General features: G+C 57.1%; 13 protein-coding genes. 8 read left to right on the top strand and 5 right to left on the bottom strand.

What is annotated here, in order from left to right:
• Positions 1-52: 52 nt before the first annotated feature.
• Positions 53-1,948 carry a transposase gene (locus AC0QDI_RS23480; RefSeq protein WP_323174757.1) on the top strand — a complete coding sequence of 632 codons (1,896 nt, stop codon included), beginning with the start codon at positions 53-55 and terminating at the stop codon, positions 1,946-1,948.
• Positions 1,949-2,094: 146 nt separating this feature from the next.
• Positions 2,095-3,198: a cytochrome P450 gene (locus AC0QDI_RS23475; protein WP_474672354.1), complete on the top strand. Its 1,104-nt coding sequence runs from the start codon at positions 2,095-2,097 to the stop codon at positions 3,196-3,198.
• Positions 3,199-3,248: 50 nt separating this feature from the next.
• On the opposite strand, the gene AC0QDI_RS23470 is transcribed toward AC0QDI_RS23475, so the two are convergent.
• Positions 3,249-4,241, bottom strand: a complete 993-nt coding sequence (locus AC0QDI_RS23470) for a transposase (protein WP_474672353.1) — start codon at positions 4,239-4,241, stop codon at positions 3,249-3,251.
• Between the two features lie 767 nt (positions 4,242-5,008).
• On the opposite strand from AC0QDI_RS23470, the gene AC0QDI_RS23465 reads away from it, so the two are divergent.
• Both AC0QDI_RS23465 and AC0QDI_RS23460 read left to right on the top strand, forming a co-directional pair.
• The gene (locus AC0QDI_RS23465; protein ID WP_474672352.1) at positions 5,009-5,800 is read left to right on the top strand and encodes an enoyl-CoA hydratase/isomerase family protein; all 792 of its coding nucleotides are present in this window, start codon (positions 5,009-5,011) and stop codon (positions 5,798-5,800) included.
• Between the two features lie 49 nt (positions 5,801-5,849).
• A complete protein-coding gene (locus tag AC0QDI_RS23460) occupies positions 5,850-6,104 on the top strand; it encodes a hypothetical protein (protein WP_474672351.1) in 255 nt (84 codons plus the stop codon).
• 48 nt (positions 6,105-6,152) lie between these two features.
• On the opposite strand, the gene AC0QDI_RS23455 is transcribed toward AC0QDI_RS23460, so the two are convergent.
• Positions 6,153-7,508, bottom strand: coding sequence for an MmgE/PrpD family protein (locus tag AC0QDI_RS23455; protein ID WP_474672349.1), 1,356 nt, complete (start codon positions 7,506-7,508; stop codon positions 6,153-6,155).
• Positions 7,509-7,683: 175 nt separating this feature from the next.
• On the opposite strand from AC0QDI_RS23455, the gene AC0QDI_RS23450 reads away from it, so the two are divergent.
• A complete protein-coding gene (locus tag AC0QDI_RS23450) occupies positions 7,684-9,288 on the top strand; it encodes an acetate--CoA ligase (protein ID WP_474672347.1) in 1,605 nt (534 codons plus the stop codon).
• A gap of 199 nt (positions 9,289-9,487) precedes the next feature.
• Here the strand turns inward: AC0QDI_RS23450 and AC0QDI_RS23445 are convergent, their stop codons facing one another.
• The 3 genes from AC0QDI_RS23445 to AC0QDI_RS23435 all read right to left on the bottom strand — a co-directional run bounded on the left by AC0QDI_RS23445 (position 9,488) and on the right by AC0QDI_RS23435 (position 12,325).
• Complete coding sequence (locus tag AC0QDI_RS23445; protein WP_474672345.1) at positions 9,488-9,892, bottom strand: Zn-ribbon domain-containing OB-fold protein; 405 nt, start codon at positions 9,890-9,892, stop codon at positions 9,488-9,490.
• Complete coding sequence (locus tag AC0QDI_RS23440; RefSeq protein ID WP_474672343.1) at positions 9,892-11,064, bottom strand: thiolase domain-containing protein; 1,173 nt, start codon at positions 11,062-11,064, stop codon at positions 9,892-9,894. Before AC0QDI_RS23440 ends, AC0QDI_RS23445 begins: the two co-directional genes overlap by 1 nt.
• A 493-nt stretch (positions 11,065-11,557) precedes the next feature.
• Positions 11,558-12,325, bottom strand: coding sequence for an IclR family transcriptional regulator (locus AC0QDI_RS23435; protein ID WP_474672341.1), 768 nt, complete (start codon positions 12,323-12,325; stop codon positions 11,558-11,560).
• Positions 12,326-12,613: 288 nt separating this feature from the next.
• Here AC0QDI_RS23435 and AC0QDI_RS23430 point away from each other — a divergent pair, with 288 nt between their 5' ends.
• The 3 genes from AC0QDI_RS23430 to AC0QDI_RS23420 all read left to right on the top strand — a co-directional run bounded on the left by AC0QDI_RS23430 (position 12,614) and on the right by AC0QDI_RS23420 (position 15,703).
• On the top strand, positions 12,614-13,819 hold the full coding sequence (locus tag AC0QDI_RS23430; protein WP_474672339.1) for an acyl-CoA dehydrogenase family protein: 1,206 nt from the start codon (positions 12,614-12,616) through the stop codon (positions 13,817-13,819).
• Positions 13,820-13,846: 27 nt separating this feature from the next.
• The gene (locus AC0QDI_RS23425; RefSeq protein WP_474672337.1) at positions 13,847-14,455 is read left to right on the top strand and encodes a MaoC family dehydratase; all 609 of its coding nucleotides are present in this window, start codon (positions 13,847-13,849) and stop codon (positions 14,453-14,455) included.
• Between the two features lie 108 nt (positions 14,456-14,563).
• Entirely contained in the window at positions 14,564-15,703 is a 1,140-nt protein-coding gene (locus AC0QDI_RS23420; protein WP_474672335.1) for an acyl-CoA dehydrogenase family protein, read from the top strand.
• Positions 15,704-15,785: the final 82 nt, after the last annotated feature.

The raw sequence follows: 15,785 nt of genomic DNA, 5'->3' as shown, positions 1-15,785 counted from the left end.
ACGTATCGACGCAAAATCATCCACCACAACCCCGCTGAACGACACGGCGGAGATGGTGGCAGCGGCTCTCGTCGCCGACGCCACCGGCTACAACGACCAGCCCCGGTTTTTCGAGGGCGAACCCGACGGGAGTGGTGATGGTCTCGACGGTTTCGTCGCGGATGTCACGACCATCGCACAGGCACAGTGCGAGCGGTGGAAGAGCTACGCCGATATCGAGACGCTGATCTGCCACCTCCCGATCGATCATCTCACGTTCGCCACACACGATTCGTTAGCGCCGTATTCGGGGCGATATCCGATGGCAGTCCACGTTCGAGCGGCTCTGCTCAAGGAACTCAACGGCTGGGACGAAACCGCACTCCACGACCACCTCCGAGCCCATCCCTCGCTCCGTCAAAAGCTCGGCTTTGAGTCGCTCCCGAATCAATCGACGTTCTGGCGTGCGTGGAACGAACGTTTCAGCGAACAACTTCGTGACGCCGTACAGGAGTGTGCCGATACGATTGTGAGGGCCGCACGCGCCTGTGAGGTGTCGCTTCCCGATCGGATCGAGACTCACGGACCGGCTGACTCCGACCCCGACAGCCGTCCCAAGCACCAGCTTGTCGCCGCAAAGACCGACGAGGTCTGGCAGCAGGCCAAACCGTTCGTGACCGACGCCTTCGCGCTCTCTCGCGGCCAGAACTGGCAGATTCACGAGAACGCCTTCTGGGAGCAACACGCCTACATGGGGATGCGCGAGGACATGTACGCGCGCAGCGGCCCCGCCTCGTTCTCGCTCGATACGACACGAGAGCGGATTCCCACGGGATCGACCCACCGCTATCAGATCGGGAAGCTCTCAGTCGGGGGGATTCGGGAGATGCTGCGCAACACCACGCGGATGTTGATCGCTCGCGCCCGCCAGAACGGCGAGCTCGGCGGGCCGGTCTTTGCGGCTATCGACGTGACCAAGGGATTCCCGTTCACTGGCGACGAAGAGGGCCACGAGGACGACATCCTCGGCTACAAGGACGGCAACGACTACTACCAGTGGGCCGTGCTCAAGATCGTTGGGATGGACGTCCCGCTCGTGCTCGACATTGTCCCGCGCGAACGAGGCCAATCGAAAGACGAGATCGTGGAGAAACTGCTGGAACACACGACCCAGATGGTGGATATCGACCTCGTGATGATGGACCGTGAGTTCGACAGCGACCCAGTGAAAGAGACCTGTGAAGAACACGGCCTCCACTACCTGAATCCGACGCGCATCTTCACGAACAGCGACGAGGCCGAGACCATCGAGTGGATGTACCGCAACGGCAAACGGTTCCACGTCACGGAGGAGAAAGCCGACGAGGGGACGCTCACGCGTAAGCAGGTCTACCTCCCGAAACGGTCGAACTCGGACAACGAGGATGAAGACGACGATCTCTCGGCAGTCTGGACGGAGATATGCGGCGAGTGGGGGTTCGAGGACGTGGAGGGCGAACCGAGCGAAGGGATGTCGTTCTCGCGGCTGCTCGCGGACATCCAACGCGAGGAAGACATCGAAGAGCGCAAGCAGAGAGCACAGAACGGAGACGTCGACACCAGCGAAACCGTCGTCTTCGAGACGAACCACCCCTACGTGACCACCCGCGACGCCGACGGTCAGCAGATGAACGGAAAGGAGTTCATTCACATGATCGAGCGGCTGATCCGGTGGTATCGGCACCGTTGGGGTATTGAGAACGGCTTCAAGAAGCAGAAACACTTCATGGTGCGAACCACCTCGACCGAACGCGACTATCGGTTCTTCAATTTCGCGTTCGCGTGCGTCCTCTATAACGTCTGGCGGCTGGTGGACCTGCTCGTGAAGATCGCCATCGACGGCGAGAACCGCACATACAAGCCCCGAGTGGATGCGAACCAGTTTCTGACCGTGGCGAAGCAGTACCACGGGCTCGATCCGCCTGACTGACGCCCGGCCATCCCTGCGACCGCCCGGTCGTGAGCGTCGGCTCTATCGGACGTTCGTTTGTTTCACGCTTTGAGGAACTGATTCTGAGATTGCGGCCCGATTCCGTCAGTGGGTTCTTTGCTACGGCAAGAAAACACCTGCAACGAATGTCCGTTCCGTGCATTCAGCGGCTACCTAGCCGACATCAGCTCCAACCATTATTTCATCGGGATCGAATCGGGGGATATAGCGAGTATATGGTCAACGCTACGCAACGACGACTCGCTACGTGGAAGCCAGGCGAGACTCGAAATATAGAATCGGAGATGCAGGATCTCACAATAGAGATCCTTTTTGCGACACTCTTTGGGCGCGAATTACCTCCGGGGGAAGGCGACGATCTCCGCGCAGCATCAGAAGGACTCAACAAATGGTTCGCGCCGACGTCCTGGCTCTTACCGAACTGGATTCCGACACCATCACGACGAGAGTTCGGCGACTCAGTAGAGCGTCTCCGAACGGAAGTTCGACAACTGCTTGCGGAGTACAGTGCAGATTCGGAACGAGTGGACAGCCCACAGCCGAACGACCTCCAGCAAGAGACGCTCTTATCGAAGCTCCACGAGGCACGCGGAGCAAGTGGTCAAGACCGTCTGAGCACGGAGGAAGTCGAAGACCAGATGCTCACGATGATCTTTGCTGGGTACGAGACCACTGCCGCGGCACTCGGATTCGCCTGGTACTCGCTGGCGATGAATCCTGAGATTCGGCAAGCGTTCCACGACGAACTCGATACTGTTCTGGGGGATGAACCACCGACACCGAAAGACATTGCAAGCCTCGATCTCACAAACCGAATCGTCACCGAGACCCTCCGACTGTATCCGCCCATCCATACGATCCCCCGGGAGACGACTCGAGATGTCCAGGTCGATGGCTACCAGATCCCGGCCGACGAGGAAGTACATCTGTCAATTATTTCGGCTCATCGTGATGAGCGGTTCTACGACGATCCCCTCTCATTTCGGCCCGACCGGTGGACAGATGATTTCGAAGCGGAACTCGCTGACCACGCGTTCATCCCGTTCGGAGGTGGTCGTCGGACGTGTATCGGTCGTGAGTTTGCTCGCCTCGAGGCGACGCTGGTGCTGGCGACAATCGGTCAACAGTGGACCCTCGAATGGGCTGGTGGGGATCCGACGATCACCATCGAACCAGAGATCACTATGCAGACAAAGAACGGTCTACCGATGCGGCTTCGACAGCGATAGGCAGCTGTGTTCAGATTAGTTGATTCAATGAGGGTGTCATAGAACTCTTGTCACACCGTGATGATCGTGCTTCCCGGATTGTCTCCGCGTTCATAGTTGGTGATTGCAACGACGAGGCGAAGGCACAGCGCGAGGAACACCTGTGCCCGTGCGTGGACGCGCCCTCGGGCGTGCGTTCGCCTGAGGCCGCAGTCCTTGACTGATTCGTTGGTTCGTTCGACGCCTGTCCGGCGGTTGTACGTCTCGTCTAGCATCGATTGCTTCAGTTGAACTTCCTCGCTGTGTTCCTCGATGCGGTCTTCGACCCTGTACTCGATGTCTTTTGGATCGTCGGTGTTTCGCGGGTTGTACGGGACGACTGGCACGACCCCTGCGGCCAGCAGGTGGTCGTGCCAGTCGAGTGTGTCGTACGCGCTGTCACCGAGCATCCACATCGGTTTCCCGACGGCGAGTGCGTCACATGTGACGCGCATCGCCGTCTCCTCTGGTGCTTGTTTGCTTTCAGTAAACTCCGCCGCGATCGGGATCTTTGACCCCGTCGAAATAATCGTGCAGCCGTAGCCGTAGTAGTACTCTTCAGCCGTTGGATCGTAACATTTCGACGCATCTTGGTCGGCGGGCATCGTCCTCACGTCTGTCGAATCAATCGAGTAGGTCAAGTCGAGCAGGCCCCGCAAGGCGGCCTGCTCGACGAATTGGTCGAAGACCCGGTCAACGACGAGTTCGAGGTCAGTGAGGAAGCGATCGACCGCGTCTCTCGACGGCGGTCGATCGAAACCACAGCTGAGCCAGACAACTGTGTTGTTCAGTTCTCGTGCAACCGGACGGATGCCGTAGATGTCCTTGTAATAGCAGTGCAGAAAGCCACACATCATCTCTGGTGGCTCGAAGTCTCGTGTTCGCCCCGTCTTCGCCGGGGCGAACACGTCGAACTCTCCGAGAAACTCGAAGGAGAGATGCTCGGATAACGCCAACGTCTCCGTTTCCACGGCATTCAAGAATGATTCTACCGAAGGATCATCTTGCAGGGTCGCTGAATTCATCCACCTCAGCGTTCACCCTGCTCTTTGGTATGCGAACTGTTCTATGACACCCTCTGATTCAATATGTATGTGTAGGTCTGGAGCTAAGTTTCGGCGATATTCGGTTCAGCGTTTCTGAAGCAATTTCTAAACTAGTAGGTTCATCGATTTACTTCTTGAATATGATGTTCGACAGCGTTTTGACTTTCGTATATCCCGTGTGAGATTGTATAAATTAAGTATAACTTTTAGATAGGGGCCCGAACGACGAGAAACATCGTATCGTCGATGTCACGTTTTTCAGTGGTTTCAGAGGAATAGATCGAAAAAGATCCTCGTTTCGCGTCGAAAACAGACTAAAATGGAGATGTTTGTTCGCTTTGGGGTGACAGAAGTGTACAGCCAGTAGCGCTGGTTGTCGAGGTGGATCATGGTCTCGTCAAGTGCAATGTCATCCAACTGGGCACCGTCTATCGGCTGTAAGTCAGCTTTTTGGATCCTGTTGTAAATGGTCGATCGCGCTTGTTTGACACCAATTGCTCTAAGTTACATACAGTATCTGAGAATGATGATAAATATAACTGGAGCCGGATGCTGAGTTCCATAAGCTTGTGCGCGGTGTTTGCTCGTGCTCCACAAAATCTAACTCAATCCCGATACTAGACCGTCGAGGCGGTCAAATTCTGGCATAGAACAACGAATTCCACCGCCTCACTCATTCAAACTCTAATGAACAACGCCCTGAATAGACTGAAGTTTTATGTGAACGATCGTGATAGAGTACGTGTATGCAAGAGATTGGAGGCGGTAATGTACTGCTAGGTATCGAAGACCACCGTGCAGATGTCGTTCTAAACCGACCGGAGCAACGCAACGCGATGAATCAGGCACTACTGCGCGACCTGCGCACGGCACTTGAGGAAGTCGAGGCACGCGACAACGTTCGGGCCATGGTGCTTCTCGGCGAGGGAGATGTCTTCTGTGCCGGGATGGACCTCGAGATGATGAAACAGCGTGGCGAGGACGACGCACCGAACCTCGAGATAGGTCTTGACGACATCACACACTTCATCGACAACATGAGCGTTCCTACCGTCGCGAGCATCAAGGGAGCCGCTATCGCTGGCGCGTTCGAACTCGTATTGCCGGTCGACTTCAGAATTATCAGCGAAGACGCCAAGTATGGCGTTATCGAGGTCAAGCTTGGGCTATTCCCCTCCGGCGGCGCGACGCAGCGTCTCCCACGACTAGTGGGCCTCTCGAAAGCGAAGGAACTTGTCCTCACTGGCGAGTACATCGATCCGCAGGAGGCCGAACAGTGCGGACTCGTCCACGAGGTCGTCGACGACCGATCGGCGACCGACGGGCGGGCTCGCGAGTGGGCAGATTCACTAACCGAAAACGCGCCGCTCGGCATGAAGTACGCTCGGCAAATGTTGAACGCCGCACTGGAGACCCCGCTTGAGCAAGGCCTCCAACGCGAGGGGGAACTCGGCGAGATGTTGACCGAGACCGACGACTACACTGAAGGGTTCACGGCCCGAATCGAGAGCCGCGATCCCGAATTCACGGGACAGTAGCGGTCAACTTCTCGTTCCGGATCTGCTGATCGGTCGCAGGAATCTTAGATTGAACATCACCGAGGAGTACGGCGGTGACATGGGCGGATTCGAGGCCATATTTTGTATCGAAGCCGTCAACTATATCGGTCCTGATACGGCCGAGTATCTCTACAGCCAGCAGATGGTTTCCCCTCGCGCTATCGAGATGTTCGACAGCGAGGAGATCAAAGACCGCTATCTCTTGGACATCCCGCTGGCGATGAGAGCATCACTATCGCCAACCCGTTCTCTGGGCCATGCCGTCCGTCAAACGTCCGTTTAGAAATTAAAACCGAACTAGCGGTCTAGCGGGAGGAATGGCGGATACCAATTAAAAGTGTACTAGCAACTCGGACAGAGTCTCAACAGCAGGTAGGTCAGAGAGAAGCTCAAGGCTCATTTCGGTCTCGTGGGAGTCCAATACACGGTTGCCGCACATGCAATACTTGTCCCGGAGTTCGTCAATGGTGAGCGGGTCGGCATGCGTCCCCGGGGGACGTTCTTGAATGCGTTCGTATTCCGCACCCGACGACATGGAGACCGAGATCCGCGCGGCGTTCGAATCGTAGTCGACGGTTGGATCCGTCTCGAACGAGACGCGCTTTCGAACGCGTTGTACACCGGGATCGTCGATGCGTTCTTCGTCGAACGCCGCTAAGGAGATATGGCCGTGAACGAGCGCACAGGCGACGACGTATTCCATGGAGAACTTGGCCTCGAGCCCCGTCGACGGGTCAGCGTGGTGGAGCGCGTCAGCCGCACCTCGCGACGCCGTCACGTGTACTGTCTCAATTGCCATCGGATCGACGTTCCGCTCTGCCGCAAGTTCTGCCGCGCCGTAGATCGCGGCGTGCGTGTAGTAACAGCACGGATATTTCTTAACATCGATGCCGTCGTCCAGCAGCGCCCAGTCGGAGCCGAGGTCGGGAAGTCGATCGAAGTCTGGATCAGTACTGCTGTAGAGGTCGTGAAAACCCCGATCACCGCTGAGAGCATTATCGTCGGCAGTGGTCCCCTCCGCGGCGAGTAGCGCTGCGGTCGTTCCCGATCGTGAAGCTTGGCCGACGTGAATCGGTTTCGTCATTGAGCCGAAGTTGCGTTTGAGACCCGCCGGCATCGAGGCGGCGATGTTCAATGCGTGAGCGATTTCCTCCTCGGTGAGGTTGAGCAGTCGTGCGACGGCTGCGGCGGTCCCGAAGGTCCCGACGGTCGATGTTGCGTGCCACCCGTCTTCATAATGCGTTGGGCTAATTGGCCGCGAAACGTATCGCTGTGTCTCGAACCCGGCGGCGTACGCGGTAATGAGTTCTCGTCCGCTTACCAAGTGTCGCTCTCCGACGGCCAGCAGTGGGGCGACCATCGGGACGCTCGGGTGGCCGTCCATCGCTGCCAACGCGACATCATCGAAGTCTAGACAGTGGCCGGCCGTCGCGTTCACGAAGATTGCATCGTGGAGCGGTAGTGACCTGTCCCTTCCTAATACAGTCGTCTCACCGCTACCGAAACCGACCGCTGCGGTGACTCGTTCTGCGGTGTCAGTAGCGGAGCCTGCGAGCGTAACACCGACCGTATCGAGAAACGCACGTTCGACGAGACGGACGGCGTCGTCGGGGATATCCTCAAAGGAAAGAGAGGAAACGAACACTGGTAGGTCCGAACACTTCTCACTAGCGGATTCTGTTGCCATGATATTATAGGCTCGGTACGGCCACATATAACTTCACCTCTCGAAGTGAGAGACATCCGCATAACCGATCGGAAAGCGGACGCAGTCCACCGAAAATAAAAATTTCGGCGGTATTGCGCCCGAAGAGACCGTCGTATGGGAAAGCACTATATAACTGTGAACGTACAGCACAGGTATGTCAGACACATACGACCAGACATGCCGAGAGTATAGCTGGGAGCGGGCGTGGCGAGAATTTGATGGGAGTGAGGACGGGAAATTTAACGCGGGGCACGAGGTTGTCGGGAAGCACGCGCAAAAGGAAACGCTCGCGGTCCGCATTGTTGATTTCGATTCCGGCGAGGTAACGGAACTCTCGTACGCCGAATTGCATGACGATGCGAGTAGATTTGCTAACTATCTGGAGTATATCGGCCTCTCGAACGGTGATATCGTCGCCGGTCTCCTGTCACCTACACGCGAAATGTATGCAACGATCACCGGGACTTGGCTCGGCGGGTTCGTATACATGCCTCTGTTCGAACTGTTTGGTCCCGAAGCGGTGAACTATCGACTGAAAGATGCGGGGGCGAGCGTTGTTGTAACGACGCCTACCCATCAAGAAAAGATTGATGAATCGATCGAGAGTCTTGAGGCTGTCCTCGTCGTCGGCGGGGGTGAGGATACAATAACGTTCGACGATGTCAGCAAATACGAGACGGGATACGAAGCCGCCGAAACGACCGTCGACGACGACGCAATAATTCAGTATTCAAGCGGTACCACCGGCGATCCAAAAGGTGTTCGAAAGACCCACAAGTTCCTGCCTGCCCAACATCCATATTCGGCGTATTCGGTCGATTTCCGTGATGACGACAACTACTTCGGGGGTGCGCCGCCCGCCTGGTCATACGGCTTAAACATGTGCACGTCGCGTCCACTGCACCTCGGAATCGGCACGACGACGTACCGGGGCGAATTTGATCCACAAGCGTTCGTCGATGTCCTTGAGGAGTACGAGATCACGAACCTATTCGCGCCGCCGACGGCGCTCCGGATGACGGCCGACGCCGATCTAGACCTCGAATCGCGCGAGTTCGTCGTTCGCGTAATCGCGACGGCAGGCGAATCGCTTGATTCGAACACGGTCGAATGGGGACGTGACGCCTTCGGCGTGGACATTCTCGACCACTACGGATTCACCGAGGGAGGAATGGTTGTCGTCAACTATCCGTTCGACGATTGGGAGGTGAAACCGGGGAGTATGGGGAAACCAACGCCTGGCTTCGACGTAGAAGTGCTCGAACCGGACGAGGAAACGTTGGTCGACACGGGCGAAGTCGGAGAACTCGCGATCAGAAACACCGACAAGCCGTCAGCGACGGTCGGCTATTTGAACTTGCCAGAACAATCCAATGAGATGTTCGAGGGGGATTGGATGCGGTCCGGTGACCTTGCACGGGTTGACGACGATGGCTACTTTTGGTACGAAGGGCGTGCCGACGATGTGATCATCAGTTCTGGCTACCGGATCGGTCCGACGGAGGTCGAAGACAGCCTCATGAAACATGACGCTGTCGCCGAGGCAGCCGTCGTCGGAATACCGGACGAGAAGCGCGGTGAAATCATCGCGGGATACGTCCAACTGGCCGACGAACAGGAACCCTCACAGGAGTTAGCAGACGATATCAAACAGCACGTCCGAACCCGTCTCTCCAAGCACGAGTATCCGCGACGGATCGAATTTGTGACCGAATTTCCCCGTACAGCATCCGGTAAAATCAAGCGGAACAGCATTTAGGACGACAGTGGGGAGCGCCCCGGTAAGCGTTCCTGTTGTGCTCGGACTCGTCCGTTTGGAACTACTGTGCCTCGAGTTCCAGACCGCCGTTTAGAAAGACGGATACTGACGGCGGGGGTGCCGGACGAATAGTACGACGCGGACAATAAACGGAGACTGCACCCTTACCTCCGAGGAATGGATGCGCGTTCCGACTCTCCTAAAGTGGGACGAAAACGGGAACCGCAGCGTCCACGTCTTTGATCGCTCTAAACCGGACTTCGACTCGAATACCGATCTCGACTTCCTCTGGTTCGCACTCAAGGTTCGTCATCATCCGCGGTCCGTCATCAAGTTCGACGTATGCGAGGATAAGCGGAAGATCTGTATCGGGCCAACCGTCCATCGACTGCGTCGCGGAGTACGAATAGACGGTCCCTTCCCCGGTCGCTTCTCGCCATTCGACATCATCGCTGAAACAGTCCGGACAGAGCGTTCGGGGATAATGATACACGAGACCGCACTCCGCACATTCACGTACGAGTAACTTGCCATCAGCGGCAGCCGACCAGTATCGCTCCGTCTCCGGGGTGATGTTTGGTGTCGGTCGCGGATTCCAAGTCATCAGCTTTCACCTCCCAGAACGATAGTTGCGGCCCCATGGCGGGTCCCGATACTACCGCCGGTACCGTGCGCGAGCGCGATATCCGCGTTAACCTGCACCTCATCGTTCGCGTCACCGCGGAGTTGGCGAACCGCTTCGATTACCTTGGTCATCCCACCCCGGTTCGCGGGGTGGTTCGAGCACAGCCCGCCCCCGTCAGTATTGAACGGGAGGTCCCCGTTCGGCGCTTTGAGCGCTCCATTCTCGACGAACTTTCCACCCTCACCCTTCTCGCAGAAGCCGAGGTCCTCAATGGCTTCGAGGACGGTGATCGTGAACGAATCGTAGATCGACGCGTAATCGACATCTACTGGCTCGAGGCCCGCTTCGTCGAACGCCCGAGTACCGGATTGCTCCGCAGCGGTTCGCGTGAGATCAATCCGACCCGCTCGGTGGTGACCAACTGATTCTCCGTGACCAAGCACTTCGACGCACTCGCGCTCGAGCCGTGATCGAACGTCTTCTGACACGACAAGCAGCGCCCCACCCCCGTCGGAGATGATGCAACAGTCGAGCAAGTGCAGCGGGTCGGCAACGACGCGCGACGAAACAACATCTTCAACGGTCACCGGATCCTGGAACATCGCGTGTTCGTTGAACTGGGCGTGATGCGATGCGGCGGCGCGAATTTCAGCTAACTGCGCCGATGTCGTCCCGTACTCATGCATGTGGCGCTTGGCGGCCATGCCGTACATGTTGATGTTTGTCGCTCCGTAAATTCGCTCGAAGCTGTCCTGTACTGACCGAATGTCGCGGGTGCCGGAACCGGTCGCCTGTCCGCGCGACCGTGGCCGACCAGCGAGGGTGATCAGCGCCACGTCGCACTTGCCGTCGCGAATCGCGCTCACGGCATGACCGACGTGACTAATATATGAGGATCCGCCGAAGTCCGTCGTATCCGCGTGCGACAGGTCAAGGCCGAGGTAGTCGGCCATAATCAGCGGACTCAAACCGCTTTCGTACTCTGGGACGCCGGCCGTGAAGTACGCGTCGACGTCGTCCTTCTCAAGCCCGGCATCGTCGATGGCGCCGCGTGCGACCTCTGCGTGTAATTGCATCGTCGATTTGTCCGGCGCTTCTCGGGTTGGGTGTTCGTAGGCCCCTGCAATATAGGCTGACGGCTGTCCTGACATCGGTTATTTATTTTCTCACTCCTACCTAAGTGTTGTCGTCTAGCCCATTCTATCGGAGGGGCTCTATTGTTCGAGTTTGCGGAACAAACTGAAGTTGCGTAGCAACACGCCCGTTTCAGGGGGATTCCATCCCGTTGCGGAACGTCGATTCGTGATCGCTTTTTACACTTTCTATTTGCCTGTCTACCTCGCAAACGGCTTCTTACCCACTCTCACGATCTCTCCCGGAACTGGTATTCCTAGAGAACGAAATCTTGTGGAGGGAATAGTGCTGGATTCTAGTTCGGATTATTCGAATTTCCGGTCACTACTAGGCCGTACATGGACCAGGAGGTTTACATTCATATGAATGTAAATAGTGTGATTACCGCTAGACCATAGGCGGTCCGGGTGTTTTCCAAAGGTATGGGTGTAAACCTTCTCGGACACGGCTCCTAGGACGGAAGCTACGGTGGCTTCACCGCTCAGCCTGTACAAATTCAGCGCGGGACCGCTACGAGTACTGAATATTGAGTTCGAGTTCGTTAGCGGTGCCGAGGAGAAGATTCGGTAGGGTCTCGTTGAACAGCGTTCCCTGGAACCGATGCGTCGGTCCGGAGACGCTCAACGCGCCAAGCGGCTCACCGTTTTCGTATCGAACGGGCACACCGATCGCTCGCAGCCCGCTTGTGTTCTCTTGGTCATTGATGCTGTAGCCCTGATTGCGGATCTCCTCTAACTCTGTCCAGAGTGCCTCCTCGTCAGTAGTCGTGTGCTCAGTCAACGCCGGTAATCCCCGTTGTTCAATGATCTCATCGATGCGCTCGTCCGAAAGGCTGGCGAGGATGGATTTTCCCGCTGCAGTCGCATGGATCGGGATCCGTTTCCCGATCTCCGAGTCCGTGTGGACGGCGCGCTCGCCTGTTTCTCTGAAAATGTAGACTCCCTTGCCGTATTCCTCGACAATGAACTGTGATCGTTCCTCAGTCTCGGCTGCGAGGTCCGTTACTTTCTCCTCGGCCAACTGGTACGCGTCGGATCGCGTTCGCGTTTGTTCACCAATCTCAAGGAACCGTAGCCCGGTCCGATATATGCCGTCGTCCTTTGTTACGTACTCGAGCATCGTCAGGGTCGACAGGTGTCGGTGGACGGTGCTCTTGGCGAGGTCGAGTTCTCGAGCGAGCTCGGACAGTCGCATCCCGTCTTGGTCCATAAGCAGTTCGATGATCCGAAACGCGGTTTCGGTCGTTTTCACCCAGCCTCGGTCGTGGTTCTCGGTCATGAAACATACTATTCTACTCTTCACATTAAATGTTCCGGATGTTCGAACAATCTAGGGTCGCATTCCGCCGCCTTCTTTTAAAAGTATTAGCAAGATGGGCGGCCCCGTGTGCTGGAAGTCGTCTTTCTTGCATCGACCAGTGAGTTCGGGTTATTCGAACAGATGTAATCCGCTTTTCTCAGCCGGCCGGACGCTCAGTACAAACGCTACGTCCTGAACTCCATTCTATCGTCGTTCTACCTTTGACGCTTCCGCATGATTTATGCCCCCGCTCGGCCGTGGTCCGGTATGGTTCACTCATGGAGGGATAGCGTACCGCTATCCGACGAACAGATACTCGTCCGAGATAGCATCCGAGAAATTTGCCAAGAATTCGATGCGGCGTATTGGCGAAACCGAGACGAAACCGAGGAGTATCCGCAAGAATTCGTCAATACGCTCAGTGACCACGGCTGGCTGGGGATCCTAATTCCAGAGGAATACGGTGGTGCCGGCATGAGCACATCGGAAGTCGCGGTCATGATGGAGGAAATAGCCGCCAATGGTGGCGGATTCAGCGCCGCTCAGGCAGTTCACGGCGGTATCTACAACAGTACCCCCCTCGTCAAGTACGCTGACGAAGAGCTCAAATCGGAACTGCTGCCGAAAGTCGCTGGCGGGGAGGTCGCCATCCAGTCGTTCGGGCTCACAGAGCCGAACGCAGGTTCCGATTCGACATCGATCGAAACCAGCGCTGAACGGGACGGCGATGGTTACATCATCAACGGACAGAAAATCTGGATCTCCCGGGTTGATGCGACTGATTACCTCGTCCTGATGGCTCGAACGACGCCACGTGAGGATGTCGACAAACGAACGGAGGGAATCTCGATGTTTCTCGTCGACATTGAGGAGGCGTACAATCAAGATTCGCTCGAGATTCAAAAGATTCCGAAAACCGCCAGCGGCTTCGTGCACTCCTACGAGATGTGGTTTTCGGACCTTCGACTGCCGGCAGACCGGCTCATTGGCGAAGAGGGTCGTGGATTCTATCAGGTATTGGACGGACTCAACGAGGAGCGGCTGGCCATCGCAGCGGAGTGCATCGGCCTTGCGGAGGTCGCGCTCGAGCGCGGTATCGAGTACGCAAACGAGCGAGAAGTCTTTGGCAAAGCGATCGGCTCGAACCAGAGCATCCAGCACCCACTTGCGGAGGCCTACACTGAAACTCTGGCGGCGAAGCAACTTCTGTACGGTGCCGCCGAGACGATCGAGTCCGCCAGCCAGAAGGAGACCGGCGCGATGGCGAACGCCGCGAAGTACCGGGCGTCGGAAGCGGCCTTCGCCGCGGCTGACGCCGCCGTCCAGACTCACGGTGGGTTCGGCGTCGCTCGCGAATACGACGTCGAGCGCTACTTCCGTGAGGCCCGACTCACACGAATCGTCCCGATCACCCAGCAGCTCGTCCTCAACTACATCAGTGAAAATGTACTGGGGATGCCCCGCTCGTACTGATTGGCGACCACTCAGCGACCCACATCAATGACAAACAATACTGACGACTCCACCGAACCTGAGGAAACAACGGACAAACGACTCGTCGAAGGGTGGCATGGCCGCTACTACGAGGATTTTGAGGTTGGTGATATCTACAAGCATCCCTTCGGTCGCACCGTTACCGAGACGGACAACGTCTGGATGACGAACGTGACAATGAACCTCAATCCGATGCACTTCAACGAGGCCTACGCCGAGGAGACGGAGTTCGGCGAGCGCCTCGTCAACGGCCTAGTCGTCATCTCGACGGCCGTCGGGATGAGCGTCATCGACGTCTCGGTCAACGCGACCGCAAATCTCGGCTACGACGACATCCGCCACCACAACCCGGTCTTCCACGGCGATACTATCTTCGCTGAGAGCGAGGTCCTGAACAAGCGGGAACTCGAGTCCCGCGACCATGTCGGCATCGTCGAGACCGAACTTCGGGCATACAACCAGCACGATGATCTTGTCCTTTCGCTCAAACGCACACCGATGGTGCTAAAATACGAGCACGCGGAGCCCTCTGCAGCGAAACCGCCGGGCTGGGTCGAGGGAATTGGCACGCAACCGGACGGGACGACCGATAACGCCGCTGGTTCGGACGACTAGTGGCTGCTGCGTCTCCGTGTGGACGGGACGCGTTATTTTGACAACGGACAAATAACGGCACTATTGGACGATAGAAAGAACTAACTGCCCTAACGATTAGCTGGAACCATGGCGTCGCTTAACAATGAGCAGCAGATGCTGCTCGAGACGGCTTCGGATCTCGCGGAAAACGAGTTCGCCGATATGGCATATGAGTGGCAGGGCGAAACTCCCTGGGAGAACCTCGAAACCCTGGCGGAACACGGGTTCCTCGGTATCAACTTCGACGAGGAGTACGGCGGTGCAGGGATGTCCGAATTCGAGGCGATGCTGCTCAATGAAGCGATCGGGCGCGTCTGTCCGGACACGGCGTCGTTCCTGAATTCCCTGCACATGGTTGCTCCACGGGCGATTGACATGTTCGGGACCTCCGAAGCGAAAGAGAAGTACCTGCCGCCGCTGACGGAGGGAAAGGACTTCATCGCCATCTGCATCTCCGAGCCGGAGGCCGGCTCGGATGTCCACTCGATGAACACCACGGTCGAGGAACGTGACGGCGAGCTCGTTCTCAACGGCGAGAAAACCTGGGTCTCACGGTTTGAAGAAGCATCTGCAGGCGTCACGTGGGTTAGGTTCCCGGAAGGACTTGGCACCGTCATCGTCGACTTCGATGATCCCGGCGTCGAGGTGAGTAATCACTACACGAATATGGCCGGCCACGAGCAAACCCACTATTACATGGAGGACATCGTGATTCCGAGCGAAAACGTCCTCACGCGCGGAGAAGACGCATTCAAAGAGCAACTGAAAGCCCTCAACTGGGAGCGGCTCGCCGTTGCGTCAATCTCGAATACTTGGGCGCTCGCCGCCCTTGAGTACGCGCTCGAATACGCTCAAGATCGCGAGCAGTTCGGTCAGCCGATCGCCGATTTCCAGGGCCTCGAGTGGAAGCTATCCGAGATGGTGACACATCTCGAGGCGTCGCGGGCACTCACGTACCGCGCAGCCGATGACGCCGTCGATCAGGGACGGGTTCCGGATCCGTTACAGACTGGCGCCGCAAACCTCTTTTCGGGGCAGACCGCCGAAACCGTCATCAGCGAGGCACTCCAGATCTGTGGAGCAAATGGCTATCAGCAGGGCCACCCACTCGAGTATCTGTACCGGCTCCAGCGTGGCTGGCGCTTCGCCGGCGGAACCGACGAAATCCAGAAGAACACGATTGCCCAGTGGCTCAAACGCGACGGTGCGCCGTCGCTGCTAAACTGACGGGCGACTCGAACATGAACGACCACCGATTCAGCCGGCTGCGCTCCCGTACTAGTCAGTGTCGATAGAATTTCACGCTGAC

The sequence above is a fragment of the Natrinema sp. LJW11 genome (assembly GCF_056135975.1).
Note: the sequence above shows the minus strand (reverse complement) of the source record. Positions and strands in the feature narration are given on the sequence as shown.